Origin of the sequence: Streptomyces sp. NPDC088910 (genome assembly GCF_044749865.1) — a bacterium.
In the GTDB taxonomy this organism is placed as follows: Bacteria; Actinomycetota; Actinomycetes; order Streptomycetales; family Streptomycetaceae; genus Actinacidiphila.
On the sequence record NZ_JBIVIV010000009.1, the window covers coordinates 159,365 to 183,367 of the forward strand.

Sequence of the window (24,003 nt, forward strand, 5' to 3'; positions counted from 1 at the left end):
GGGTCCCGTAGGGTGCTACAGCACGCGTTCCTTGAACGCGTTCAAAGGGGAGGGGGAGGTCTCGTGCCCATGTCACGGGGTGTCAAGTCGGGGATCATCGGCACGGTGTTCGTCGGAATGCTCGTGGTCGCCGGGTACGGCGCCTACAACGTCTACGACTCGCTGGAGGGCGGCGGCGGGGGCGGCGGCAAGTCCGCGCGGCCCAAGCCGACGCCGGTCAACACCGCGCCGCCGAGCGCCGCCGAAGTCACCGACGTCGGGGACGACTTCCTGACCGCGTGGTCGTCGGGCGACATCACGCGGGCGGCGGCCCTGACCGACTCCGTGCGGACGACGACGGCCGCGCTCACCGCGTACAAGACGCAGGCCCATGTGACGTCCGTGCAGCTCACCCCCGGCACACCGGCGGCGACGACCACCACGACCATGCCGTTCACGGTGACCGCGCAGGTCACGTACGACGGCGTCACCACCCCCTGGAGCTACCGCTCGTCGCTGACCGTCGTACGCGGCGCGAGCGGGAAGCCGGTCGTGCGGTGGAAGCCGTCCGTGATCAGCCCGGAGCTGGGCGACGGCGACCAGCTCGTCACCGGTCAGGCCAAGGTGCCCGAGGTGGATGTCGTGGACCGCAAGGGGCGGGTGATGGACCCGGCCGACTACCCGTCGCTGAGCCGCATCATCCCCGACCTGCGCACGCGGTACGCGGACAAGCTGGGCGACGGCACCCCCGGCATCGAGACGTACGTCCAGAAGGCGGACGACTCGGCCGGCAAGACGCTGAACGTGCTCAAGAAGGGCAAGCCCGTACGGCTGGACACCACGCTCGACGCCACGATCCAGAAGGCGGCCGAGAAGGCGGTGGCGGGCAAGGACAAGTCCGGGGTGACCGCCGTCGACACCACGAACGGCGCCATCCTGGCGGTCGCCTACGGCCCGGCGTCCGGCACCGACTACGCGTTGCAGGACAAGGCCGCGCCCGGCTCGACGTTCAAGATCGTCACGGCGGCGGCACTGCTCCAGCGCGGTCTTACACCGTCCTCGCCCGCGAAATGCATCAATGGTGCGAACTACGGTTACGGCAAGGCGTACAAGAACGACGGCGGCATGAACAACCCCGGCGCCTCGCTGCAATGGGACTTCATGAAGTCCTGCAACACCGGCTTCATCCTCCAGGCGAAGACGCTCGGCGCGACCGGACTCGTGGACACGGCCGAGCAGTTCGGCCTGACGCAGGGGTGGAACATCGGCACCGTGTCCCAGGACCCGGTGGTGCCGGGCGGCACGGGGGACGAGCTGACGTCGGAGATGATCGGACAGGGCACTCTTCAGATGAGCCCGCTCATCATGGCGTCCGTCGCCGCGACCGCCAGCACCGGTGACTTCCACCAGCCGCGGATCGTCGCCAAAAGCCTCATCGAAGGCCCCATCGCCACCGCCTCCGGCATCCCGTCGAAGACGACGCAGTATCTGCGGCAGATGATGCGCGCGACCATCACCAGCGGCACGGCCAGCGGTGTGATGAGCGGATTCGGCCCCAACTCCGGTGCCAAGACCGGCTCCGCCGAGACCGACACCTCCGCGGAGGCCAACGGCTGGTTCACCGCGTACTCGGGCCATGTCGCCGCCGCCGCCGTCGTCCACAGCGGCGGTCACGGCAACCAGTCCGCCGGCCCCATCGTGGCGGCCGTGCTGCGCGCCTCCTGACCCGCCGATGCGTCCGTCGCACCGGCCGAACCGCCGCAGCCGTCTGAGCGGTCCGCACCGTACGAGCAGCCCCGGCCGTTCGAGCCGCGGATGACGCCGCTGGTCGTCGCCGTCGTCCTCACCGCCGCGATCACGCACGCCGCGTGGAACGCCATCGCGCACGGCATCAAGGACCAGGTCCTCGCCTTCACCCTCGTGGGTGGCGGCGGGGCCCTGTGCGCCCTGGCCCTGCTGCCCTTCGCGGCGGTGCCGCACGCGGGCGCGTGGCCGTATCTGATCGCGTCGGTGGTCATCCACCTCGCCTACCAGTACCTGTTGATGCGGTCCTTCCAGCTCGGCGAGTTCGGGCAGGTCTATCCGATAGCCCGTGGTATCGCGCCGCTCGCCGTCACCGTGCTGGCGGCCGTCTTCGTCGCCGAACGGCCGGGGCCCTGGCAGACCGCGGGCGTCATCACCTCCTGCGCCGGACTCGGCGGCGTCGCCCTGTGGGGCCTGCGCGGCAAGCGCCCCAACTGGCCCGCGCTGACGGCAGCCGCCGGTACGGGACTGACCATCGCCGGGTACACGGTCGTGGACGGCGTCGGCGTGCGCGCCTCCGGCAGCTCGCTCGGCTACATCGCCTGGCTGCTGCTGTTCCAGGGCCTGGTGATCCCGGCCGTGGCATTCTCTGCGCGCCGCAGAGAATTGGCCGCGCAGCTAAGACCCGTCGCCCTGCGCGGCCTCCTCGGCGGCGCCCTGTCCATCACCGCCTACGGCCTCGTCCTGTGGGCCCAGACCCGCGCGCCGCTGGCCCCGGTCGCCGCCCTGCGCGAGTCCTCGATCATCGCGGGCGCCGCCATAGGCGCGCTGTTCTTCAAGGAGCACTTCGGCCGTCCCCGTATGGTCGCCGCCGTGGTGGTCGTGACCGGCATAGGTCTGATGCTGCACGCGAGTTGACGCTCACCCGGACAGGCCGCGCAGCTTGTCGGGGTTGACCTGGAAGCGCAGTTCGTGGATGCGGCCGCCGGCGGCGAGCTCGAAGGTGAGGGCGCCGGCGGGCGCGCCCTGCAGGGTGAAAAGCACACCCGGCCGGCCGTTGACGGCGGCCGGTGCGGCGGTGATCGCGGCCAGGTCGGGCTTGCCCAGGACGCCGAGGACCCACCGGGCCACGTGGTCGGCGCCGCGCAGCGGGCGGGTGGCGGCCGTCACCTTGCCGCCGCCGTCGGACCATGCGGTCACGTCCGGGGCGAGCAGCGCCAGCACCGCGTTGAGGTCGCCGCCCGCGCAGGCCGCGAGGAACTTCTCGGTCACCGCCGCGCGGGTGGCGTCGTCGGCGTCATAACGGGAGCGGCGCGCCTGGATGTGCGCGCGGGCGCGGTGCGCGGTCTGCCGTACGGTCGGCTCCGCGCGCTCCACGGCCGCGGCGATCTCCGCGTACTCGTAGCCGAAGACCTCGCGCAGCACGAACACCGCGCGCTCCAGCGGGCTGAGCGTCTCCAGGACGACGAGCATGGCCATGGACACCGAGTGCGCCGTGTCGGTGCGGTCGGCGGCGTCGGGCCCGGTCAGCAGCGGTTCCGGCAGCCACGGGCCGATGTACGTCTCGCGGGTGGCGCGCGCCGAGGTGAGCCGGTTCAGGCAGAGCCGCGAGACCGTACGCACCAGGTAGGCGGTGGGGTGGCGGACGTCGGCGCGGTCGACGCGCGCCCACCGCAGCCAGGTGTCCTGGAGTACGTCCTCGGCGTCGGCGACGCTGCCCAGGAGGTGGTAGGCGGTGGAGAACAGCAGCCGCCGGTCGCGCAGGAAGGCGTCGTCCTCGCGCGCGCCGCCGAGGTCGCCCTGTGGGCGCTCGTACGTGCCGCCCGTGCGCCGTTCCCCCGTGTCGTCCGTCATCCGCTCAGGCTGGCAGCAGCGGCCCGGCCCCGGCAACCGGCCCGGCGGCGATCGCCCGCACGCCCTGCGCGCTGTCGCGGTACGACGGCCGCCAGCCCAGTTCTGCCGCCGCCTTCGCGCTGTCCAGTTTCAGCCGGGTCCCCATGATCGCGCGCATCAGCGGGGTGGCGCGCAGCACCCAGGCCGGTACGGTCAGCGGGCGCGCCACTCCGTACGCGTCGGCGACCGCGCGGATGTGGGTGGCGAAGCCGAGCGGCCGGTCGTCGGCGATGTTGTACGCCTGCCCCGGCCGCCCCGAGGTGACGGCGAGCGCGACCGCGCGGGCGGCGTCGCCGGCCTCCACCCACGACACCTGGCGGTGGGTGTCGTCGACGACCGGCATGGTGCGCTTGCGGAGCAGCGGCAGCATCAGGGTGTCGGTGACCCCGGCGCCGTAGAAGAGGCCGAAGCGCAGGGCGACGCCCTCGACGCCGTCCGCGCCCAGGACCAGCTCCTCGTTGACGCGCATGGCGGCGACGTGCCGCTCCAGGTGCTTGTCGTCGCTGTGCGGCCCGAAGGGCGTGCCCGCCTCGGTGACCGGACCCTCACCGTGGTCGCCGTACCCGTAGCCGAACATCATCGACTCCGTGACGCAGCGCCACGCGCCGGTCGTGCGGGCCGCCTCCAAGAGGTGCCGGGTTCCGGCCGTACGCAGCGTATTGGTGCCGTCCATGTCCCGGTGCCTGGTCATGGACTTGCCGGACAGCGCGGTCGCCGCGTGCACGACGACGTCGAAGCGGAGCCCGTCGACCGCGCGCAGCAGCGCGTCACGGTCGAGGAGGTCGGCGCGGATGTCGTGGGACGCGCCCCTGCCGAGCTGTACCACCTGATGCCCGGCGGCTGTCAACTCCTTCGCGGCGGAACGTCCCAGGACGCCGCTGCCGCCCGCCAGCAGAATCCGCAGGCCCCCGCCGCCCGTGCGCCGGTCGCTTCCCGTGTCCTTCGCAGCGTCCATGCCGTCCGTCCCTCGTCCCGTGCCGGGGCCGGACACACAAGCCGGCCGCCTCGTCGATGCCCATAGGACAAACGGCCCGGCGCCTGCGTGACAGAAGCGGAGGTGACCTGCGTCACTCTTTCCCGGCGGCGCCGACGGCGGCTCCCGCCGCGGCTCCTACGGCGCCTCGTCGTCGGCGGTCCCGGCCGACAGCGCGTGGGTGAACCCCGGATTCGCCGAGAGGATGCCGCCTTCGACCGGCAGGGTGACGCCGGTGATCCAGGACGCGTCGGCGGAGGCCAGGAAGGTGACGGCGGCGGCGATGTCGGCGGGTTCGCCGACGCGGCCGAGCGGGTACAGCCCCGCGGCGGTCTCCAGCATGGACTCGCGGCCCGCCCACGCGGGCGTGCGGATGGTGCCGGGCGCGACGAGGTTGACGCGGACGCCGCTGGCCGCCGCGTGCACGGCGAGCGTGCGGGTCAGGGAGATCAGTCCCGCCTTGGCCGCGCTGTAGGAGTGGTTGCCGAAGTACGACATGCCGTTGACCGAGCCGATGTTGACGATCGCGCCGCGCCCGCCGGTCGCGGCGGCCAGGTGCGGCAGCGCGGCGCGGGAACAGCGCATGGCGCCGGTCAGGGTGACGTCGAGGTCGCGCAGCCAGTTCTCGTCCGGCTCCTCGGTGAAGTCCTCGGAGTGATCGCTGCACGAATAGGCGTTGTTGACGAGGACGTCGAGGCCGCCGAAGGCCGCCACCGCGTGCGCGACCGCCGCGTCCACGGCCGTACGGTCGGCGACGTCGCACCCGACCGCCTCCGCCCGTCCGCCGTCCTCGCGGATCGAGGCGGCGGTGCGTTCGGCCGCTTCACCGTTGAGGTCCGCGAGGAGTACGGCGGCGCCTTCCGCGGCGAATCTGCGGGCCGTCGCCTCGCCGATGCCCCGCGCGCCGCCGGTCACCATGACGGTGTAGGTCGCGAATCGTTGCCCTGAATACGCCGCCGCAGCTGTCCCGTTACGCACCATCGGGTCAGCGTAGGCACTCCCGTACCGCCCTGACCAGGGCTTGGGCACGGGGATCCGCAGTGACGTTCTTCTGCATGCCGTTGGTGACGTAGCCGAAGCCGATTCCGCTCGCGGGGTCCGCGAAACCGAGGCAGCCGCCGCGGCCGGGATGCCCGAAGGAGCCGGGCGCCAGCAGCGGGGACGCCGGGCCGTGCAGCATGTATCCCAGGCCGAATCGAGTGTTGACGATCAATACTCGATCCGGCCCCTCGGACTCCACGGTCCGGGCGGCGGTGAGCGTGGCGGGCACGAACAGCCGCGGCCCGTCGGTCAGTTCCCCGATCAGGGCCGCGTAGAAGCGGGCCAGCGAGCGCGCGTCGGTGATGCCGTTGGCGGCGGGCAGCTCGCCCGCGCGATAGGCGGGGTCGTTCTCGTCGGGCCGCGGCGAGATCGCCCCGAAGGCGCGCATGGTCAGCGACTCGGGGTCGGCGTACGCGTCCTGCACGGACCGCTTGGGCCGGGCCCGCAGCGCGCCGGAGACGGCCGGTTCGGGCGTGACGGTCTCGGCGGTCCCGCCCACCCGGTGCGCCTGCCCCGGCGGCAGCCCCACCCACAGGTCGAGGCCGAGCGGCCGGGCGATCTCCTCCGCGACGAAGCGGCCGACCGTCCGCCCCGACGCGCGCAGCACCAGCTCCGCGACCAGCCAGCCGTAAGTGTGCGCGTGGTATCCGTGCGCCGCGCCCGGCGGGAACTGCGGCTTCTGCGCGGCCACCGCGCGCGGCCCCGTCGTGCCGTCGAGCGCCTGCTCCGGCGTCAACGGCGTGTCCAGCGCGGGCACTCCTGCCCGGTGCGCCAGCACGTCCCTGACGGTCACCCGCTCCTTGCCGTGTGCCTTGAACTCCGACCAGTACGCGCCCACCGGCGCGTCCAGATCCAACTGGCCGCGCTGGTGGAGCAGCAGCAGACAGGCCGCGGCCACGCCCTTGGTGGCCGACCGGACGATCTGCACGGTGTCCTCGGCCCACGGCTTCCCCGAGGGCTCCCCGGCCGCCGCGGCACCGCCCCACAGGTCGACCACCTTGCGGCCGTGCCTATAGAGCGCGAAAGCGGCGCCGACATCCCCCCGGCGGGTGAAATTCTGGGCGAAAGCGGTACGTACCGGCTCCCAGCCGTCCTCCGCCGTGCCGTGGACGTCCGTGAACGCGTCCATGAATGCCGCCTCCGCCTGCCGCTCCGCCGGTCCACCCGCTGCACCGAACTCTGCGGCACCCATGGTGCACGACGAAGATGCGCGTTCTGTAAACAGGCGGTGGGACGGGCCGTATACGCGGTCGAGCGCGGGCGGCGGGGCAGCACCCGTTCCCCGCGGCAGGAGCCGGAAAACCACCCGGGCCCGCGGCGGGCCCGCGACCCCGGCCGGAGATGTCCGGCCGGAGCGCGGGACCCGTCACGGGCCCGGTGGGGGGTCCGCTACGGGAGCGGCGGGTACGCGTTCTGCACGAGCTGGTGGAACTGCGCCGAGAACCAGGCACCCGCGAGCGGGGCGTTGGCCAGGGCACCGGTCGGGTTGTTGCCGTTGCGGGCGTTACCGGTGTAGGTCGGGTCGCACATCCGGTCGAAGCCCTTGCCCTGGTCGTTCGGGATCTGGGTGCTCGAACCGTCGGACTCACCCGGAGGCTTCACCCACACGTAGGCGTCGATACCGGCGGCGGGCGCCGCGGTCGGGCGCTCACCGATGCCGGCCCCGGACTGGTTGCACCAGTTGCCGGCGTGGATGCGGCGGTCGATACGGCCACCGTCGACGTAGGTGTCAACGGTCGTGGTCGCCCCGGGACCGGCGGGACGCGAGGCGCCGCCCCAGCCGTTGCGGGAGGTGTCGATCAGCATGCCGATGTTGGAGTTGAAGCCGTCCGACACCAGGAGGTTGCGCAGGGCCTGCGCGTAGCTCTGCTCATCGACGTATTGATTCCAGTCAACCCACTTGGACTGGCGAATGGTGGTGCCGTTCACGCTGTCCGTGACCTTGAAGTTCGGCTCCACGGTGGCGCTGTAGTTGGCCGTGTTGACGATGAAGCCCTGGACGTCGTTGACGGTGGCGCCACCGGTCTTCGCGGCCTTCAGGAACTCCTGCGCGGCGGGCGCCAGGTTGGTGTCCCAGCCGAGCCAGGCGTGGTGTCCGGCGTCGATGTAGTTGTACGTGTTGCCGATCGCGCCGAGCTTGGCGAGCGCGTAACCGACGCCGTTCTCGTAGTTGCCGTTGGCCTTCATCGTGGCGCAGGCGTCCGTCGAACCGGCGGTGCCGCCCGCGTTGGTGACCAGGTTGGGCAGCGAGTCGGGCTCGATGATGTTGACGATCCGCAGGCCCGCGTACTTCGGGTCCGACATGATCGCGGCGATCGGGTCGATGTACTCGGTCTTGTAGCGGCCGATCTCCGTCGCGCCCAGTTCGCCGTTGGAGGCGAGCGCGGCGCAGTCACGGCCGGGCAGGTCGTAGATGACCAGTTCGATGGTGAGCGGCTGGCCTGCGGCCTGCTGCACCGCCGCGTCCAGGTGGGCCTTGAGCCCCATGGCACCGTTGGTGCCCGCGATCGCCGCGATCCGGTCCAGCCACACCGCGGTGGACTGGTTGGCGATCTTCGATCCCCCGTCGGCCGCGGCCTTCGCGGACCAGTCCGGGTTCACGTAGCCCTTGGCGCCCGCGTACGGGTTGTCGACCCTGGTGCCGGGCGGCGGCGAGGTGGGCGGGGTGGTCGGCGGCGTCGTGGGGGGCGTCGTCGGCGGAGTGGTGGGGGGTGTGGTCGGGGGCGTCGTGGGGGGCGTCGTACCGGTGCCGCCGCCGCACACGACGCCGTTCAGGGTGAACGACGACGGCTTGGTGTTGGTGCCGCTGTACGAGCCGTTGAAGCCGAAGGTCGCCGTACCGCCGGTCGCCACCGCGCCGTTGTACGACAGGCTCGCCGCGGTCACGGCCGCGCCCGTCTGGCTCACGGTGGCGTTCCAGCCCTGGGTGACCTTCTGATTGCCGGGGAAGTTCCAGCCGAGTTGCCAACTCGTGATGGCCGGGCCGGTGTTGGTGATCGTCACCTGCGCGGTGAAGCCGGAATCCCACTGGCTCACGTCGTAGGCGACCGAGCAACCGGCGGTGGCCGCCGAGGCGGATGTCGTACTCATCGCGGCGACCACGCCGCCTGAGGCGACGACCATCAGGCCGGCCGCGAGCGCGGCGGTTCTGCGTCGGACTGTCGGGACTGCCATGTGCGAACAACCTCCATAGGGGGGATGGACCCCTCGAAACGACTTCGCGGGGTCATGGGAGGTGGTGCGGTGAAGCATGGTTCGGTTACACGCTCTTAACGTGGGAGCGCTCCCATAGTGGGCAGGCGGTCCGCTCCTGTCAATGCTTGGCGCTACGTCCATGGAGTTGGTCCCGGACGGGGGCCGGGCGCCAACACCTCTGAAACGCATGACGGTTGGCGGACCCGCCCGGACGGGCGGCCGGGCGCCGGGGCACGGAGGGAGCGCCGGGGGCGGAACCCCCGGCGCCCGCTCGCGCGTTATGCCGTCGCGGCCGCGGCGGCCCGCCCCGCCGCGCGCCCGGAGAAGATGCAGCCGCCGAGGAACGTCCCTTCCAGCGACCGGTATCCGTGCATCCCGCCGCCGCCGAATCCCGCGGCCTCGCCCGCCGCGTAGAGCCCGCTGAGCACCTCGCCGCGACCGGCCGCGCCGCCGTCCTCCGCGCCTTCCGACCCGCCGCGCAGGACGCGCCCTTCGAGGTCGGTCTCCAGGCCGCCGAGCGACTTCCGGGTCAGGATGTTGAGCCGCACGGCGATCAGCGGCCCCGCCTTCGGGTCGAGCAGCCGGTGCGGCGACGCGGTGCGAATGAGCTTGTCGCCGAGGTAGTTGCGGGCCCCGCGAATGGCGGTGACCTGCAAGTCCTTGGTGTACGTGTTCGCGATCTCGCGGTCGCGCGCCTCGACTTCGCGCCGTACGACCGCCTCGTCGACCAGCCCCTCGCCCGTCACGGCGTTCATCCCCCGCACCAGGGCGCCGAGGTCCTTCTCCACCACGAAGTCGACGCCGTGCTGCTTGAACGCCTCGACCGGCCCCGGCGCCCCCGGCAGCGCGCGCTTGAGCACGTCGCGCACGCTCTTCCCGGTCAGGTCCGGATTCTGCTCGGAGCCCGACAGCGCGAATTCCTTCTCGATGATCTTCTGGGTGAGGACGAACCAGGTGTACTCGTGGCCCGTCCCCATGATGTGCTCCAGGGTGCCGAGCGTGTCGAAACCGGGGAAGTACGGGACCGGCAGCCGCTTGCCGGTGGCGTCCAGCCACAGCGACGAAGGGCCGGGCAGGATGCGGATGCCGTGCCGGGCCCAGATCGGGTTCCAGTTCTCGATGCCCTCGGTGTAGTGCCACATCCGGTCACCATTGATCAACCTTCCGCCCGCCGCCTCTGTGATGCCGAGCATCAGGCCGTCCACGTGCGCGGGAACGCCGGAGAGCAGTTTGCCGGGCGGGGTGCCGAGCCGCTTGGGCCAGGCGGCCCGTACGAGATCGTGGTTGCCGCCGATGCCTCCGCTTGTGACGACCACGGCCTGCGCGCGCAGTTCGAACGCGCCCGCCGTCTCCCGCGAACTGGCCTCGCCGCGCGCCACGTCGCTGGCCACCAGGACCTCGCCGGTCACACCGTCCACGGCGTCGCCGGTACGGGTCAGGCCGGTCACCCGGTGCCGGAAGCGCAGTTCGACCCGCCCGCGCGCGACCTCGTCGCGCACCCGCTGCGCGAAGGGCGCGACGACGCCGGGCCCGGTGCCCCAGGTGATGTGGAAGCGCGGCACGGAGTTGCCGGGGCCGGTGGCCAGGAAGCCGCCGCGCTCGGCCCAGCCGACCACCGGGAAGAAGCGCATGCCGCGCTGGTGCAGCCAGGCCCGCTTCTCACCCGCGGCGAAGTGCACGTACGCCTCGGCCCAGCGGCGCGGCCAGTAGTCCTCGGGCCGGTCGAAGCCGGCCGTGCCGAGCCAGTCCTGGAGCGCGAGGTCGGGCGTGTCCTTGATCCGCATCCGGCGCTGTTCGGGCGAGTCGACGAAGAAGAGCCCGCCGAAGGACCAGAACGCCTGGCCCCCGAGGGACGCCTCGGGCTCCTGGTCGACCAGGATCACCTTCCGTCCGGCCTCCGCCAGCTCGACCGTGGCCACCAGACCGGCCAGCCCCGCGCCCACCACCACGACATCCGCGTCCAGCGCCATCCGACCGCTCCTTACTCGCCAGTAGTCAACGTAGTGACGAGCACGTTACGCGAGCGGCGCGCGCGGGTCAGCGGCATCGGGACCCCGCATAATCCGAGGCGCGGAGCGCCGACCCGGCTCGGTAGGATTCACGCCATGTCTGATGCCCCGCTCCGCGTCCGTTTCGCCCCGTCCCCGACCGGTATGTTCCACGTCGGCGGCGCCCGTTCCGCCCTCTACAACTGGGCGGTCGCCCGACAGTCGGGCGGCACCTTCGTCCTGCGCATCGAGGACACCGACGCGGCGCGCAACAAGCCCGAATGGATCGACGGCATCATCAGCGCGCTCGCCGCCATCGGCATCAGCGGCGCCGACCCCGCCTTCGAGGGCCCGTACTTCCAGTCGCACAACGCCGACCGGCACCGCGAGGCCGCCTCCCGGCTCCAGATCGAGGGGCGCGCGTACTACTGCGACTGCACGCGCGACATGCTCAAGGAGCGCACCGGCTCCGAACACCTCGGCTACGACGGCTTCTGCCGCGAGCGCGGGCTGGCGTACGAGCCGGGGCGGGCGATGCGCTTCCGCACGCCGGACGAGGGCGAGACGGTCGTGGTCGACCTGATCCGCGGCGAACCGGCCTTCCCCAACAGCTCCATCGAGGACTTCGTCATCGCCCGCGGCGACGGCTCCCCGGTCTTCCTGCTCGCCAACGTCGTGGACGACCTCGACGAGCGCGTCACGCAGGTCATCCGCGGCGAGGAGCACCTGTCCAACACGCCCAAGCAGCAGCTCCTCTGGGAGGCGCTGGGTGCCACCCCGCCCACCTGGGCGCACCTGCCGGTGATCGTCAACGAGAAGCGGCAGAAGCTCTCCAAGCGCCGCGACAAGGTCGCCCTCGAGGACTACCTCGCCGAGGGCTACCTGCCCGAGGCCATGGTCAACTACCTGATGCTGCTGGGCTGGGGCCCCGGCGACGACCGCGAGATCCTGCCCTACGAGGAGCTGGAGCGGCTCTTCCGCATCGAGGACGTCATCGGCTCGTCGGCCTTCTTCGACGTCAAGAAGCTCACCGCCTTCAACGGCGAGTACATCCGCGCCCTGTCCCCCGCCGCCTTCGTCAGCGCGTGCGCGCCGTGGCTGACCGCCCCGCACGCCACCTGGGACCCGCTGTCGTACGACGAGGCCGTCTTCGAGACCGTCGCGCCGCTCGCCCAGACCCGGATCGCCCTGCTGTCCGAGATCACGTCGTACGTCGACTTCCTCTTCCTCGACGAGCCGGTGCGCGACGACGCGTCGTGGTCCAAGGCGATGAAGGCGGGCGCGGCGGATCTTCTGCGCGACGCAGCCAATGAACTGGGCGCGCTTCCCGACTGGTCGGCCGAGCCCCTGAAGGCGGCTCTGGAGTCCATCGCCGCCGCCCACGGCCTCAAGCTCGGCAAGGCCCAGGCGCCCATCCGCGTCGCCGTCATGGGCCGCACCGTCGGGCTGCCGCTCTTCGAGTCGCTCGAAGCCCTCGGCCGCGAGCGCGCGCTGGCCCGCCTGGAGGCCGCCCGCACCCGGCTGGAGTCGGAGACGCCCGCCGAGTCGTAAGACCCGCCACCCTGGCGCGGCGGGTCTTACACCGCCGCGCCGGACCCGGCATCGGGACCGGCCGCCGGACGGCGTACGGTCGCCGCCGTGACCGTTTACGACACCGCCCGGCGGCTCCCCGCCATCCCCGTGCTCCGTGACCACTGCCGCGCGCTGGCCATGCTGGAGGCGATACTCAGCCCGTCGTGGGAGAGCCGCTTCTACTCCTTCGACGCGCACTGGTCGGACGTCGAGGAGATGGCCTCCATGAGCAACGGCTCGGGCGACGAATACTCCATCGTCTTCTCCCCCCTCGGCGCCTACGTCCGCGGCTTCGCCCACGAGTCCCGGATGAGCCCCTACGTCGAGGACGGCCCCTGGCCCGGTGTCCTCGACGACGTCCCCGCCGTCTTCCGCCCCTGCGTCGAGGAGCCCGCCTTCAGCGACGAGGACGGCATGCCCGTCGTCACCGCCTGCCTCTGGCGGCAGCCCGCCGACACCGCGTGGCGGACCGGCGGCGCCATCGAGTTCCCCGACGCGCCCGACGGCGACCCCGACGGCGCCGGGCTCCTCTTCCCGCTGCTCACCGACCGCGACGCCGACGCCTACCGCGCCTTCGCCGAGGACTACTACGAGGTCCCGGTCGCCCCCGCTCCCGTCCACCACGTCCTCGCCCTGCGCCCGCTGACCGCCGAGGTCGTCACCACGCTCAACCCCGACCTCACGCTCCCCGAACTGGCCGACGACATCGCGGCCATCGGCTACCCGCGGCCGTAGCCGTAGCCGTAGCCCCACCCCCTGACTACGTACGGCCGTCCGCGCCGCTCTCCGGGGCGGCGTGGGCCAGGCCCGTGCGGTAGGCGATGACGACGAGCTGCGCCCGGTCTCGACCGGGTCCTCCCGCACCACCCACCCCTGGCCCCCCGCATTACCCCTGGCTGCCCGCGGGCCCCGAAGCCACCCCCTTGAACCGCGCCCACACCACCTTCCCGAACGGCTCCCGCCCCTCGACCCCCCACCCGTCCGCGACCGCCGCGACGATCAACAGCCCCCGCCCCCGGACATCCGCCGCACCGGGCTCGCACACCCGCGGCCTCCGCTCCCCCTCCTCGTCACGACTGTCATGCACCTCCAGCCGTACGCACCCGTCCCCCACCACCACCCGCACCAAAAACCCGTGCCCCCGCCGCGTCCCGTGCGCCAACGCGTTCGGCGCCAACTCCGATACGCACAACCGCACGTCGTCAACGACAGGCGACAACCCCCATGCCCTCAGAGCCCCCACGGCGAATTCGCGTGCCAGCCCGACCGATTCGCGTTTCGCGTCGAAGAACTTCTGTGCTGACTCGGCCATGGCGGACCTCACGGTTCAGGTGGTGACGGGAAGTGCGGTCGACGCGTGGACCGGGAGGCCGCGCCGTATCCGATCCTGGGCGGGCCGCGATCTCCGCGAAATGTCTTCCTGTTGCACTTCCGTCGTACTTCCGTCCCCCTGTACACCTGCGCCGTGCTTCCATGGCGGGAAGAAGGGAGTGACGTGTGGCGACGGTGCACCACTGGACCGGGCTTGAGGCCCGAGCCCTGCGTAGCGCTTTACGGTTGAGCGTCCGCGCTTTCGCCGAACATCTGGGCGTCGGAATTCGCACGGTCTCCAAGTGGGAGAAGCTGCTCACCGAGACGGAACCTCGCCCCGACACCCAGGCCATTCTCGACACCGCCCTTGCCCGCGCGAGCGCCGACACCCATGCGCGCTTCGCGAGGAATCTCTCGGATGCCGTGACGACACGTTCACAACGGCACACACCGCCCGCCGTGCCGCAAGCGTGGGAGTACGAGTCGTGGGCCGATGATCTCGACCGGGTCATCATCGCGTTGTCGCATCAGGATTTCGCCGTCGCCGGGAATCTGCTCCATCGCCGGCTGGACCACTTCGTGGAAGGTGAGGCGAACGACCGAGGGCTGTATCTGTTTGCCCGGTCCACCGCCCTGCTCGGCGACCTGCGACGCGACCGGGGAGTTCTGTGGGGACCGCTGTCGGCCCGTCACGCGTACAGCATCGCGAACGGTCTGTTCTCCGGGCTCGATATCCCACGACGTCTGGCACAGACCGAGTTGTCGCTCGCGCTCGTGGACGAGATGTCGGGGAAGGTCGAGCAGGCCAGCCGGACGTACGAGCGGCTGACGTGCGACGGGCGCCTCAGCGGACGCGACCGGTCCCGGTCCCGGCTGTGGCTGGGCAGGTCGGCCAGCAAACTCGGTGACAACGATCGCGCCGTGAAGGTCATGACGGAGGCCGCCCGTGAATTCGAGGACCTCGCTGAACCCGGGGACTGGTCGGTGGCCCACCAGAAGATCGCACTCGCCCACCGCGCGAAGGGCGGTCTCACGAAGGCGCTGCGGCACATCGACATCGCGCGATCCGGCGGAAGCGGTGACTCCCCCTTGCAGCGCGTGCGGTTGAGCACCGCGCACGGGCACGTCCTCATGTCCGACCCGAACACCCGCGACAGCGGTCTGGCCATACTCAACGAGGCGGCGGAGGTGGCCGGCCGTTACGGCTTGGGACACCAACTACGTAGCATCGAGGGAATCCGGCGGTCGGAGGACGTCGTGCCGAACGTTGTGCCGCCACGGTCCCCGTGGCAATGAAACCGGGAGTACGTGTGCCGGAGCGCGAGCCGCGCGCCATCACCGATGGGCAGTGGAGCGACGCCAAGCTGATGTGGGACTTCCATCTGCTGAGGCACGAACCCCGTCCGTGCGACGCGGCGATCGGTCTCGGCAGTCATGACCTCGGGGTGGCGACACGCGCGGCCGAGCTCTACGGGGAAGGGCTGTTTCCCGTCGTCGTGTTCAGCGGCGGGAACAGCCCCACGACAGTCGCACGTTTCCCGCGCGGGGAGGCCGTCCACTACCGGGAGCACGCCGTCGGCCTCGGTGTACCGGACGACGCGATCCTCGTGGAGCCCAGGGCCGGGAACACCGGCCAGAACATCACCTTTTCGCGTGAGGTACTGGCAGCCGCCGGATTCAGCCCAAAGACGGTTCTGCTGATCTGCAAGCCGTACGCGGAACGCCGCTCGTATGCCACGACCAGGAAACTCTGGCCCGAGGTGGACGTGCTGTGCGCCTCGGAACGTCTGGAATTCGACGACTATCTGAAGAGCATCGGCGACGACAAACTCGTCGTCGACATGATCGTCGGAGACCTGCAGCGGGTGATCGAATACCCGAAGCTCGGATTCGCTGTCGCCCAGCACGTCCCGCGGAACGTACGCGCCGCATACGAACGACTGATCGCCGCCGGATTCGTCAGCCGCCTGGCGCGCGTCTGAGCGGACGGAGAGGACGCACGGCGACCGGACCGCACGTGGGGTCCGGGATCCTGGATGTCCATGGCGCGGTATTCGACGAGTCGACGCCGGAGCTGCTGTCCGCCGCATCGCACCTGCTGGCGGTGGGGACCGCCTGACGCCGGCCGCCTGGCCAAGGTCTGTGGGACGGGGTCCCCCGGGGCGCCCGGGGCGGGGCGCATGGGCGGCGGACGGGGGCGAGGCGGGGGCGCAAGGTGGCGAAAAGTTGCCGGGGGTTTCCGGGGGCCGAACCATGGGAGGGGTGAGCGACGGCGCGTACCTCCGATTCCCGCATCTCCACGGCGACCTGCTCAGCTTCGCCGCCGAGGACGACATCTGGGTGGCCCCGCTGGGGGCGGCCGGGGGGTCGCCCGGGCGGGCGTGGCGGGTGACGGCGGACCGGACGCGGGTGGGGCCGCCGCGGCTGTCGCCCGACGGTTCGACCATCGCGTTCACGACCTGGCGGAGCCTGGACCCCGAGGTGTATCTGGTCCCGACGGACGGCGGGGAGTCGCGACGGCTGACGTATTGGGGCAGCTCCGACACGCGGGTGTGCTCGTGGACGCCGGACGGCCAGGTGCTGGCGGTGTCGTCGCACGGGCAGCCGTTCGCGTACCACACGTGGGCCCACAGCGTGCCGGTGGACGGCGGGCCCGGCGGGCCGCTGCCGTGGGGGCCGGTGTCGGACATCGCGGTGTGCGACGAGAACGGGGAGCCGGGTGAGCGCCGCACCCTGCTGTTGACGGGGACGCCGCCGCACGAGCCGCACGCGTGGAAGCGGTACCGCGGCGGCGCGACGGGGCGGCTGTGGCTGCACGGCGAGCGGCTGGTTCCGGACATCGACGGTCACTTGGCGTCGCCGATGTTCGTGTCGGGCCGGATCGCCTTCCTCTCCGACCACGAGGGCATCGGCAATCTGTACTCGTGCCACCCGGACGGTACGGATCTGCGGCGGCACACCGACCACGCCGAGTTCTACGCCCGCAGCGCCGCCACCGACGGCCGGCGGGTGGTGTACCAGTGCGCGGGCGAGCTGTGGCTGGTGGAGGACCTGGCGGCGCCCGACGCCCGGCCGCGCCGCCTGGACATCCGGCTGGGCGGCGCGCGGAGCGGGCAGCGCCCGTACCAGGTGCCCGCGGCCTCGAATCTGGACAGCCTGGCCATGGACGGTACGGGCCGGGCCAGCGCCGTCTGCGTACGCGGCAGCCTCTACTGGCTCACGCACCGCGACGGCCCGGCCCGGACGATCGCCGACGAGCCCGGCGCGCGGGTCCGGCTGCCGGAGATGCTCGGCGACACCGGTCTGGTCGCCTTCGTCACGGACGCGGAGGGCGAGGACGGGATCGAGCTGGCGCACCTGCCGGGGCGGGCGTCGCGGACGGCGATCCGCGGCGGCGCGCGGGATTCCGCGGCGGCGGACGCGAAGGCGCAGGTGACGGAGGCGGAGGACGTCACCGAGGTGACGGAGGAGCTGACCGATGTGGTGCCGGTCGCGGGTGGCGACAAGGCGGACGACAAGGCGGACGGCAGGGCAGGCGGCGGGGCAGGCGACGGCGGCACAGCAGGCGGAGGCAAGGCCGGTGGCGGGGTGGGCGGCGGGAGCAAGGCCGGTGGCGGCAAGGCCGGCGCGGACCTCAGCCGTTCGAGCACGGTCTACACGGACCCCGCGGCCGGCCGCGGCAAGGGCGAAGGCCCCACCCGTACCCCCGGCTCGGACGGCCAATCGCCCGACACCGATGTGTACACGGACGACGACGTCACCGGCGGCGGCCACGAGCCGGACCGCCCCACCCGCCTCGCCGTCGGCAAGCTCGGCCGCGTCCTGGAGCTGGTCTCCTCCCCCGACGGCGGCACGCTGGCCGTCGCCACGAACGACGGCCGCCTGCTGCTGGTGACGACCGGCGAGGCGGAGGACGACTCGGACGGTGACGAGGGCGATGACCCGTACGGCCTAGGGGACGACGTACGGGCCGACGTACGCGACGTGCGCGAGATGGGCGATGCGGGCGACGAGCCCGGCGGCGCGGGTGACGGCACGCGAAACGGCGTACGCCGCGTACCGCTGGACGATCACACAACCGACGGCCGCACCATGGCGGGCGCTGTCGACGAGCTGATCCGTTCCACCAACGGCCCCGTCCGCGACCTGGCCTTCTCCCCCGACTCGGCGTGGCTGACCTGGTCGCACCCCGGTATCGGCCGCAGTCTGCGCTCGGTGAAGATCGCCCGCTTGTCGGACCAGTCGATCATCGACGTCACCAACGGCCGCTTCGAGGACGAGCAGCCCGTCTTCACCCGCGACGGCCGCTACCTCGCGTTCCTGTCGTGGCGCGGCTTCGACCCGGTGTACGACGTTCATACCGGCGACCTGTCGTTCCCGCTCGGCTGCCGCCCGTATCTGGTGCCGCTGAACTCGGCGACGCCGTCACCCTTCGCGCTGCCGGTCGACGGCCGTCCCATCGGCGGCGGTCTCGACCCGGGCGAGAGCGGCGGCGGCGACGGCCCGGTGGTCGTCGAGGTGGAGGGCCTGGCGAACCGGGTGACGCCCTTCCCCGTCCCCGCGTCGAAGTACTCGGCGCTGGAGCCCGTGCACAACGGCCTGGTCTGGCTGCGCTGGCCGATCTCCGGCGCGCTCGGCGAGACCTTCGCCAACCCCACCGACCCCTCCGCCCGCCCGACGCTGGAGTACTACAACCTGACCAAGTCCAAGCGGACCGAATTGGTCCACCACATGGACTGGTACGCGGTCAGCGGCGACGGCCAGCGCCTGGCGGTCTTCGATGAGGGCGAGTTGGCCGTCCTGCCCGCCACCGAACGCGGCGACGACGACTCGACGGTCTATGTCGACATGCGCCGCATCCTGCACGAGGTGGACCCGACGGCCGAGTGGCGGCAGTCGTACGCGGAGGCCGGGCGGCTGATCCGCGACTACTTCTGGGCGCCCGACATGTGCGGCGTCGACTGGCCCGCGATCCTCGACCAGTACCGCCCGCTGGTCGAACGCGTCGCCACGCCCGACGAGTTCGCCGACCTGCTGCGCGAAGTCCTCGGCGAACTGGGCACGTCGCACGCGTACGTCGCCCCCGCCCGCCGCAACGAGGGCCCGCCGCACTACCAGCGCCCCATCGGCCTGCTCGGCGCCGACTTCCAGCACGGCAAGGACGGCACGTGGTCGGTCGTACGGATCCTGCCGGGCGAGTCGTCGGACTCCAAGGCCCGTTCGCCGCTGGCCGGTACGGGCATCCGCGAGGGCGCGGTGCTCACCCACATCGACGGGCGGCCGGTCGACCCGGACGCGGGACCGTATCCGCTGCTGGCGGGCGCGGGCGGCACCACCGTCGAGCTGACCTTCGTCGGACCGGGCCGCCGCGGCGCGCCCCGCCGCGTCGCCGTCGTCCCGCTGATCGACGAACGCCCGCTGCGCTACCAGCACTGGGTGGCCAAACGCCGTTCGGTCGTACGGCAGTTGAGCGGCGGCCGGTGCGGTTATCTGCACATCCCCGACATGGGCGGCTCCGGCTGGGCGCAGTTCAACCGCGACCTGCGGATGGAAGTCGCCTACGACGCCCTGCTCGTGGACGTCCGCGGCAACGCGGGCGGTCACATCAGCGAACTGGTCATCGAGAAGCTGACCCGCACCATCCTCGGCTGGGACCTCACCCGCAACGCGCAGCCGGTCTCCTACACCGGCAACGCCCCGCGCGGCCCGGTCGTCGCCATCGCCGACGAAGCGACGTCGTCCGACGGCGACATGATCACCGCCGCCTTCAAACTCCTCGGCATAGGGCCGGTCGTCGGCTCCCGCACTTGGGGCGGCGTCGTCGGCATGACCGGCCGCCACCGCCTCGGCGACGGCACCGTCATCACCGTCCCCATGAACGCCGCCTGGTTCGACGCGTACGGCTGGTCCGTCGAGAACCACGGCGTCGACCCCGACATCGACGCCCTCCGCACCCCGCTGGACTGGGCCGAGGGCCGCCACGGCCAGATGGACGTCGCGGTCCGCACCGCCCTCGCCCTCCTGGCCGAACACCCCGCCGCCACCCCGCCCGACCTCACCACCCGCCCCAACCGCCAACGCCCCCCACTCCCCCCGCGCTGAACACACCGCGAAACGGGCGGGGCGGACAGAAACGGGCGCGGCGGACAGGAGAACGGGCCGCGGGCACAAGGGAGAAGGGGCACCCCCGAGGGGGTGCCCCTTCTTTGTCACGGTGTTCGCGTGACGTCAGGCCCAGTCGTCCTGGTCCGCGTCGCTCGACTCGGAGCCGAGGCGGTCCTGCGACGGGTCCTCGACGTCGGAGCGACGGTCCCGCTGCCCCTGGTCCTGCTGGGTGCCGCGCTGCATGTTGTCGCGCGCGTCGTCCGCGGACTCGGCCGCCTTGTCGCGCTGGTCGCCGGCCGCGCCCTTGGCCTTGTCGGCGAACTCGCTGGCCTTGTCCTTGAACTGGTCGAAAGCGCCCATGATCACTCCTCCTGGAGTCTGTGGGGATGGGGCCTCGACCAGACTTACACGGGTGCGCGAAGTGCGCATCTCGGGACGAAAGGCCCAGCGCGGCAAGGACTTTGGGGTCACGGAGCGTGAGGCTCAGGCGTTCGGTCCCGTGGTCGCGCCGGCCGAGCGGGCCGTCTCGTCGGCGGCGCCGCCCCGGCCGACGAGGCCGCGGTGGGTACCGGCCGCGCGGGCGAGGGCGGGTTCGACCTGCCGCATCTGCCGCTGCCCGAGGGCGCCGCCGATGACGGACGGGAGATAGCCGCGGATGGACTGCATGCCGCGCAGCCACGCCTGCCCGTAGACGTGCGGGGAGCGGCGCACGATCCCGGCGGCGATACGGTCGACGGCGGGTTCGAGCGGATAGGTGCGGTTGGTGGGCCAGGGCAGCTTGGAGCGCAGGTCGCGCAGGACGTCGTCCTCGTCGGCGCCGCGCACCATGTCGGTGTCGGTCCAGCTCAGGTATCCGACGCCGACCTTGACACCCTTGTGGCCCACCTCCCCGCGCAGGCAGTGCGCGAAGGCCTCGACGCCCGACTTGCTCGCGCAGTACGCGGCCATCAGCGGCGCCGGGGTCAGCGCGGCCAGCGAGGCGATCTGGAGCAGATAGCCGCGCGACCGCAGCAGCGCGGGCAGGAAGGCGCGGGCGGTGGTGATGCTGCCCAGCAGATTGACCTGGATGACGCGGTCGAACGCCTCGGGGTCGGAGTCGAGGAAGGGGCCGCCGGTGGCCACCCCGGCGTTGGCGACGACGACGTCGACCCGGCCGAAGCGCTCGGCGACCTCCTCGGCCACCGCCGCCATCGCGGCCCGGTCGGTGACGTCGGCGGTCCACCAGCCCGCCCGCGCCCCGATCGACTCGGCGACCTTCTTCAGCTCGTCCGGCTCCAGGCCGACCAGCGCCAGCGTCGCCCCCCGCGCGGCGAGCTTGCGCGCCAGCAGCGCCCCCACCCCGCGCGCGGCCCCCGTGACCACCACGACCTGCCCGTCGAGCGAGCTGTCCGTACGGCTGCTCATGCGCTCTTCTCCTCTGTCCGTGTGTCGGTGAGCGGGTCAGTAAGTGTGCCGGTACCTGTGCCGGTACGCGGGTCGGTGCGCGGGTCGGTGCGCGGGTCGGTGCGCGGGTCGTCCACCGCGCGCGCGTCGCCGGACGCGGCACCCACCCGCAGATAAGCCGCGGCCAGCTTCCGTACCGCCGCGACCACCGCGTCCGCGTCCTCGATCGGGGTCATGTGGCCGAGCCCGGGCAGCTCGATCAGGTCGGTGCAGTTCGGCAGGGCGGCGGCCATGCCGCGCGCGTGCACCGGAGGGGTGAGCTTGTCGGCGGTGCCGACCAGCACGGCCGTGGGCGCGGTGAGCGCGGCCAGTTCCGCGTCGAGGTCGAGCGCGGCGAGCACCCGTCCCCACTCGGAGCGCTGCCGCGCACCGCAGGCGTGCACGATACGGGCGGAGAAGGCCACCTGCTCGCGGGTCGAACCGGACGCCAGCACGCCGTACTTGAGCGCCGCGCGCGAGACCGGGGTGACCGGTCCAAGCGGCAGCCGGGATACGAGGAGCTGCCGGTGGAAGGCCCGCCGGACGCGCCGGGAGCTGAAGCGGGGCGGCAGCACCTGGGTCGAGCCGAGCAGCCGGGCGCTGCCGGTGCTGGTCATGAGGACGGCGGCCGTACGCTCCTGGACGGCGGTACGCCCGGAGGCCGCCATGATCGTCATACTGCCCATGGAGTGGCCGACCAGCACGGCCTTCTCACCGTCGTAGCCGTCACCGGTGCCGTCGCCAGCGCCGCCGCCGTCAGCGGCTCCGAGAGCGCCGGCTCCCGAAGCGCCCCCCGGCAGCACAGCCCTCACCACCGCCTCCAGATCGTCGGCGAGCTGCGTCGTCCCGTACCCCGCCCGCGACCGCGGCGACGCGCTGCGCCCGTGCCCGCGCTGGTCGTACGCGATGACCCGGAAGTCGGCGGCGAGCGCACGGACGACCGGGGCCCAGAAGAGGGTGGAGCAGGTCCAGCCGTGGGCGAGGACGAGCGGCGGCCCGTCCGCGCGGCCGTACTCCTCGACGTGAATCCGGGTGCCGTCGGCGGAGACGACGGTCAGCTCGCGGCGGGCGCGTACCGCCTCGTAGGGCACCGTCATGACACGGCCTCCACAGCCTCGCGCCGACCCGCGACCGGGGCCAGCACCTCGTATTCGGAGAGCTTCAACTGCCTGGTGGCGCGCCGGAATTCGGCGGTGGTGCCGGGCCAGGCGGTGGTGTTGCGCCCGTTCGCGTCGAGATACCAGCTCTCGCAGCCGCCGGTGTTCCAGACCGTACGGGCGGCGCGGCGCTGCATCTCCTCGTTCCAGGCGGTGACGGCCTCGGGCCTGGCCTGGAGGGCGGCGGCGCCGGTGGCGTCGAGGGTGCGCATGAAGTCGGCGACGTAGTTCAGCGACGACTCGATCATCAGGATCATCGAGCTGTTACCGAGGCCGGTGTTGGGGCCGATGATGAACAGGAGGTTGGGGAAGCCGTCGACCGCGCAGCCGCGCAGCGCGGCCATGCCGTCCTTCCAGTGCTCGGCGAGCGTGCGGCCGTCCGCGCCGATCACCCGGTCGCCGATCGGCATGTCGGTGACGTGGAAGCCGGTGCCGAAGACGATCGCGTCCACCTCGCGCTCGGTGCCGTCGGCGGTGACGATCGTCGAGCCGCGGACCTCGCTGAGCGCGGAGGTGACGACCTCGGTGTTGGGCTGCGCGAGCGCCGGATAGTAGGTGTTGGACAGCAGGATGCGCTTGCAGCCGATGGTGTAGTCGGGGGTGAGGCGGGCGCGCAGCTCCGGGTCCTTCACCGACCGCTTCAGGTGGTTGGCCGCGATCCGCTCGGCGGCCTTGAGCAGCTTCGGGTGCCGTACGAAGGCGCCGACCTGGAACTCCCTGATCAGCCAGAGCAGGCCGCGGCGCGCCTTGGCGGTGGCCGGGACCTTGCCGTGCAGCCAGCGCTCGGCGGCGCTGACCCCGCGGTCGACGCGCGGCATCACCCACGGCGGGGTGCGCTGCACGACGGTCAGCCGCGCGACCTCCGGCTGGATGGACGGCACGATCTGGATCGCGGACGCGCCCGTGCCGACCATGGCGACGCGCTTGCCCTTGAGGTCGAAGTCGTGGTCCCAGCGCGAGGAGTGGAAGACGCGCCCGGGGAAGTCCTCGATCCCGGGGATGTCGGGGATCTTCGGGTCGGACAGCGGCCCGGTCGCGGAGACGACGACATCGGCGGTCAGCTCGCCCGTCGCGGTCGTCAGGTGCCAGCGGTTCGCCTCGCCGTCCCAGCGGGCCTGCCGCACCTCGGCGCCGAACCGCAGGTGCGGGCGGAGCCCGAAGGTGTCGGTGACCCGCTCCAGATACGCCCGGATGTGCTCCTGCCCGGAGAAGGCGCGCGGCCAGTCGGGGTTGGGCGCGAAGGAGAACGAGTACAGGTGCGACGGCACGTCGCAGGCGCAGCCCGGATAGCTGTTGTCGCGCCAGGTCCCGCCGACCGAGTCCGCGCGCTCCAGGATCACGAAGTCCGTGATGCCCTCGCGCCGCAGCCGTACCGCGGCCCCCAGCCCGCCGAACCCGGACCCGATCACCGCCACCCGCACGTGTTCGAGCTCGTCCATGGCACCGCCTTCCGCCGAATTGTGCCCCCGTCGATCATGCCAGCAATCACTGGCACGGTTCGGACTGTAGACCATGCCGGGTTACCTCCGGTAGGGGTAGGGGCGGAAGTCGTCCGTACGTGGGGCGCGGGGTGGGGCGCGGGGTCCCGGACGACGGGGCGCGCGGTGGCGGACGACGGGCGCGC

18 protein-coding genes are annotated in these 24,003 nt (G+C 72.1%); 7 read left to right on the forward strand and 11 right to left on the reverse strand.

The genetic code is table 11. From position 1 onward, the window contains the following. Positions 1-69: 69 nt before the first annotated feature. Positions 70-1,704 carry a penicillin-binding transpeptidase domain-containing protein gene (locus ACIP4Z_RS21630; protein ID WP_401310354.1) on the forward strand — a complete coding sequence of 545 codons (1,635 nt, stop codon included), beginning with the start codon at positions 70-72 and terminating at the stop codon, positions 1,702-1,704. Between the two features lie 90 nt (positions 1,705-1,794). Further along, positions 1,795-2,640, forward strand: coding sequence for a DMT family transporter (locus ACIP4Z_RS21635; protein WP_355337945.1), 846 nt, complete (start codon positions 1,795-1,797; stop codon positions 2,638-2,640). 3 nt (positions 2,641-2,643) lie between these two features. Here the strand turns inward: ACIP4Z_RS21635 and ACIP4Z_RS21640 are convergent, their stop codons facing one another. From ACIP4Z_RS21640 to ACIP4Z_RS21665, 6 genes are all read right to left on the reverse strand, one after another. Then, complete coding sequence (locus ACIP4Z_RS21640) at positions 2,644-3,576, reverse strand: RNA polymerase sigma-70 factor (protein WP_401310358.1); 933 nt, start codon at positions 3,574-3,576, stop codon at positions 2,644-2,646. A 4-nt stretch (positions 3,577-3,580) separates the two neighbouring features. Beyond that, on the reverse strand, positions 3,581-4,570 hold the full coding sequence (locus ACIP4Z_RS21645) for an NAD-dependent epimerase/dehydratase family protein (protein WP_401310361.1): 990 nt from the start codon (positions 4,568-4,570) through the stop codon (positions 3,581-3,583). Positions 4,571-4,726: 156 nt separating this feature from the next. After that, a complete protein-coding gene (locus tag ACIP4Z_RS21650) occupies positions 4,727-5,569 on the reverse strand; it encodes an SDR family NAD(P)-dependent oxidoreductase (RefSeq protein ID WP_401310364.1) in 843 nt (280 codons plus the stop codon). A gap of 4 nt (positions 5,570-5,573) precedes the next feature. Next, on the reverse strand, positions 5,574-6,758 hold the full coding sequence (locus ACIP4Z_RS21655; protein WP_401310367.1) for a serine hydrolase domain-containing protein: 1,185 nt from the start codon (positions 6,756-6,758) through the stop codon (positions 5,574-5,576). Positions 6,759-7,018: 260 nt separating this feature from the next. Further along, positions 7,019-8,803, reverse strand: coding sequence for a glycoside hydrolase family 6 protein (locus tag ACIP4Z_RS21660; RefSeq protein WP_391162332.1), 1,785 nt, complete (start codon positions 8,801-8,803; stop codon positions 7,019-7,021). A 299-nt stretch (positions 8,804-9,102) separates the two neighbouring features. Continuing rightward, positions 9,103-10,794 (reverse strand): FAD-binding dehydrogenase, encoded by a 1,692-nt coding sequence (locus tag ACIP4Z_RS21665; protein ID WP_391162333.1) that lies wholly within the window; start codon positions 10,792-10,794, stop codon positions 9,103-9,105. A gap of 183 nt (positions 10,795-10,977) precedes the next feature. Here ACIP4Z_RS21665 and gltX point away from each other — a divergent pair, with 183 nt between their 5' ends. Both gltX and ACIP4Z_RS21675 read left to right on the forward strand, forming a co-directional pair. Then, positions 10,978-12,363 carry a glutamate--tRNA ligase gene (gltX, locus tag ACIP4Z_RS21670; RefSeq protein ID WP_401310696.1) on the forward strand — a complete coding sequence of 462 codons (1,386 nt, stop codon included), beginning with the start codon at positions 10,978-10,980 and terminating at the stop codon, positions 12,361-12,363. An 87-nt stretch (positions 12,364-12,450) separates the two neighbouring features. Beyond that, positions 12,451-13,119, forward strand: coding sequence for a hypothetical protein (locus ACIP4Z_RS21675; RefSeq protein WP_401310372.1), 669 nt, complete (start codon positions 12,451-12,453; stop codon positions 13,117-13,119). Positions 13,120-13,270: 151 nt separating this feature from the next. Here the strand turns inward: ACIP4Z_RS21675 and ACIP4Z_RS21680 are convergent, their stop codons facing one another. Beyond that, entirely contained in the window at positions 13,271-13,696 is a 426-nt protein-coding gene (locus tag ACIP4Z_RS21680) for an ATP-binding protein (RefSeq protein ID WP_401310375.1), read from the reverse strand. A 185-nt stretch (positions 13,697-13,881) separates the two neighbouring features. Here ACIP4Z_RS21680 and ACIP4Z_RS21685 point away from each other — a divergent pair, with 185 nt between their 5' ends. The 3 genes from ACIP4Z_RS21685 (at position 13,882) to ACIP4Z_RS21695 (ending at position 19,797) form a co-directional block, all read left to right on the forward strand. Continuing rightward, entirely contained in the window at positions 13,882-14,991 is a 1,110-nt protein-coding gene (locus tag ACIP4Z_RS21685; RefSeq protein ID WP_401310378.1) for a helix-turn-helix domain-containing protein, read from the forward strand. Next, positions 14,988-15,677 carry a YdcF family protein gene (locus tag ACIP4Z_RS21690; RefSeq protein ID WP_401310381.1) on the forward strand — a complete coding sequence of 230 codons (690 nt, stop codon included), beginning with the start codon at positions 14,988-14,990 and terminating at the stop codon, positions 15,675-15,677. Before ACIP4Z_RS21685 ends, ACIP4Z_RS21690 begins: the two co-directional genes overlap by 4 nt. 271 nt (positions 15,678-15,948) lie before the next feature. Continuing rightward, positions 15,949-19,797, forward strand: coding sequence for a S41 family peptidase (locus ACIP4Z_RS21695; protein ID WP_401310384.1), 3,849 nt, complete (start codon positions 15,949-15,951; stop codon positions 19,795-19,797). Between the two features lie 126 nt (positions 19,798-19,923). Here ACIP4Z_RS21695 and ACIP4Z_RS21700 read toward each other — a convergent pair whose 3' ends face one another. The 4 genes from ACIP4Z_RS21700 to ACIP4Z_RS21715 form a co-directional block, all read right to left on the reverse strand. Beyond that, the gene (locus ACIP4Z_RS21700) at positions 19,924-20,160 is read right to left on the reverse strand and encodes a hypothetical protein (RefSeq protein WP_355337909.1); all 237 of its coding nucleotides are present in this window, start codon (positions 20,158-20,160) and stop codon (positions 19,924-19,926) included. A 123-nt stretch (positions 20,161-20,283) separates the two neighbouring features. Further along, positions 20,284-21,204 carry a short-chain dehydrogenase/reductase gene (locus tag ACIP4Z_RS21705; RefSeq protein WP_391121038.1) on the reverse strand — a complete coding sequence of 307 codons (921 nt, stop codon included), beginning with the start codon at positions 21,202-21,204 and terminating at the stop codon, positions 20,284-20,286. Continuing rightward, a complete protein-coding gene (locus ACIP4Z_RS21710; RefSeq protein ID WP_401310388.1) occupies positions 21,201-22,319 on the reverse strand; it encodes an alpha/beta fold hydrolase in 1,119 nt (372 codons plus the stop codon). The genes ACIP4Z_RS21705 and ACIP4Z_RS21710 overlap by 4 nt, the downstream gene beginning before the upstream one ends. Next, a complete protein-coding gene (locus ACIP4Z_RS21715; RefSeq protein WP_391043417.1) occupies positions 22,316-23,818 on the reverse strand; it encodes an NAD(P)-binding domain-containing protein in 1,503 nt (500 codons plus the stop codon). Before ACIP4Z_RS21715 ends, ACIP4Z_RS21710 begins: the two co-directional genes overlap by 4 nt. Positions 23,819-24,003 lie beyond the last annotated feature (185 nt).

Excerpts from the sequence above, each read along its gene's own strand:
- ACIP4Z_RS21640 (WP_401310358.1), bottom strand. The coding sequence starts at position 3,576 with ATGACGGACGACACGGGGGAACGGCGCACGGGCGGCACGTACGAGCGC.
- ACIP4Z_RS21690 (WP_401310381.1), top strand. The coding sequence starts at position 14,988 with ATGAAACCGGGAGTACGTGTGCCGGAGCGCGAGCCGCGCGCCATCACC.
- ACIP4Z_RS21700 (WP_355337909.1), bottom strand. The coding sequence starts at position 20,160 with ATGGGCGCTTTCGACCAGTTCAAGGACAAGGCCAGCGAGTTCGCCGAC.
- ACIP4Z_RS21645 (WP_401310361.1), bottom strand. The coding sequence starts at position 4,570 with ATGGACGCTGCGAAGGACACGGGAAGCGACCGGCGCACGGGCGGCGGG.
- ACIP4Z_RS21710 (WP_401310388.1), bottom strand. The coding sequence starts at position 22,319 with ATGACGGTGCCCTACGAGGCGGTACGCGCCCGCCGCGAGCTGACCGTC.
- ACIP4Z_RS21715 (WP_391043417.1), bottom strand. The coding sequence starts at position 23,818 with ATGGACGAGCTCGAACACGTGCGGGTGGCGGTGATCGGGTCCGGGTTC.
- ACIP4Z_RS21680 (WP_401310375.1), bottom strand. The coding sequence starts at position 13,696 with ATGGCCGAGTCAGCACAGAAGTTCTTCGACGCGAAACGCGAATCGGTC.
- ACIP4Z_RS21705 (WP_391121038.1), bottom strand. The coding sequence starts at position 21,204 with ATGAGCAGCCGTACGGACAGCTCGCTCGACGGGCAGGTCGTGGTGGTC.
- ACIP4Z_RS21695 (WP_401310384.1), top strand. The coding sequence starts at position 15,949 with ATGGGAGGGGTGAGCGACGGCGCGTACCTCCGATTCCCGCATCTCCAC.
- ACIP4Z_RS21660 (WP_391162332.1), bottom strand. The coding sequence starts at position 8,803 with ATGGCAGTCCCGACAGTCCGACGCAGAACCGCCGCGCTCGCGGCCGGC.
- ACIP4Z_RS21630 (WP_401310354.1), top strand. The coding sequence starts at position 70 with ATGTCACGGGGTGTCAAGTCGGGGATCATCGGCACGGTGTTCGTCGGA.
- ACIP4Z_RS21665 (WP_391162333.1), bottom strand. The coding sequence starts at position 10,794 with ATGGCGCTGGACGCGGATGTCGTGGTGGTGGGCGCGGGGCTGGCCGGT.
- ACIP4Z_RS21635 (WP_355337945.1), top strand. The coding sequence starts at position 1,795 with ATGACGCCGCTGGTCGTCGCCGTCGTCCTCACCGCCGCGATCACGCAC.
- gltX (WP_401310696.1), top strand. The coding sequence starts at position 10,978 with ATGTTCCACGTCGGCGGCGCCCGTTCCGCCCTCTACAACTGGGCGGTC.
- ACIP4Z_RS21655 (WP_401310367.1), bottom strand. The coding sequence starts at position 6,758 with ATGGACGCGTTCACGGACGTCCACGGCACGGCGGAGGACGGCTGGGAG.
- ACIP4Z_RS21650 (WP_401310364.1), bottom strand. The coding sequence starts at position 5,569 with ATGGTGCGTAACGGGACAGCTGCGGCGGCGTATTCAGGGCAACGATTC.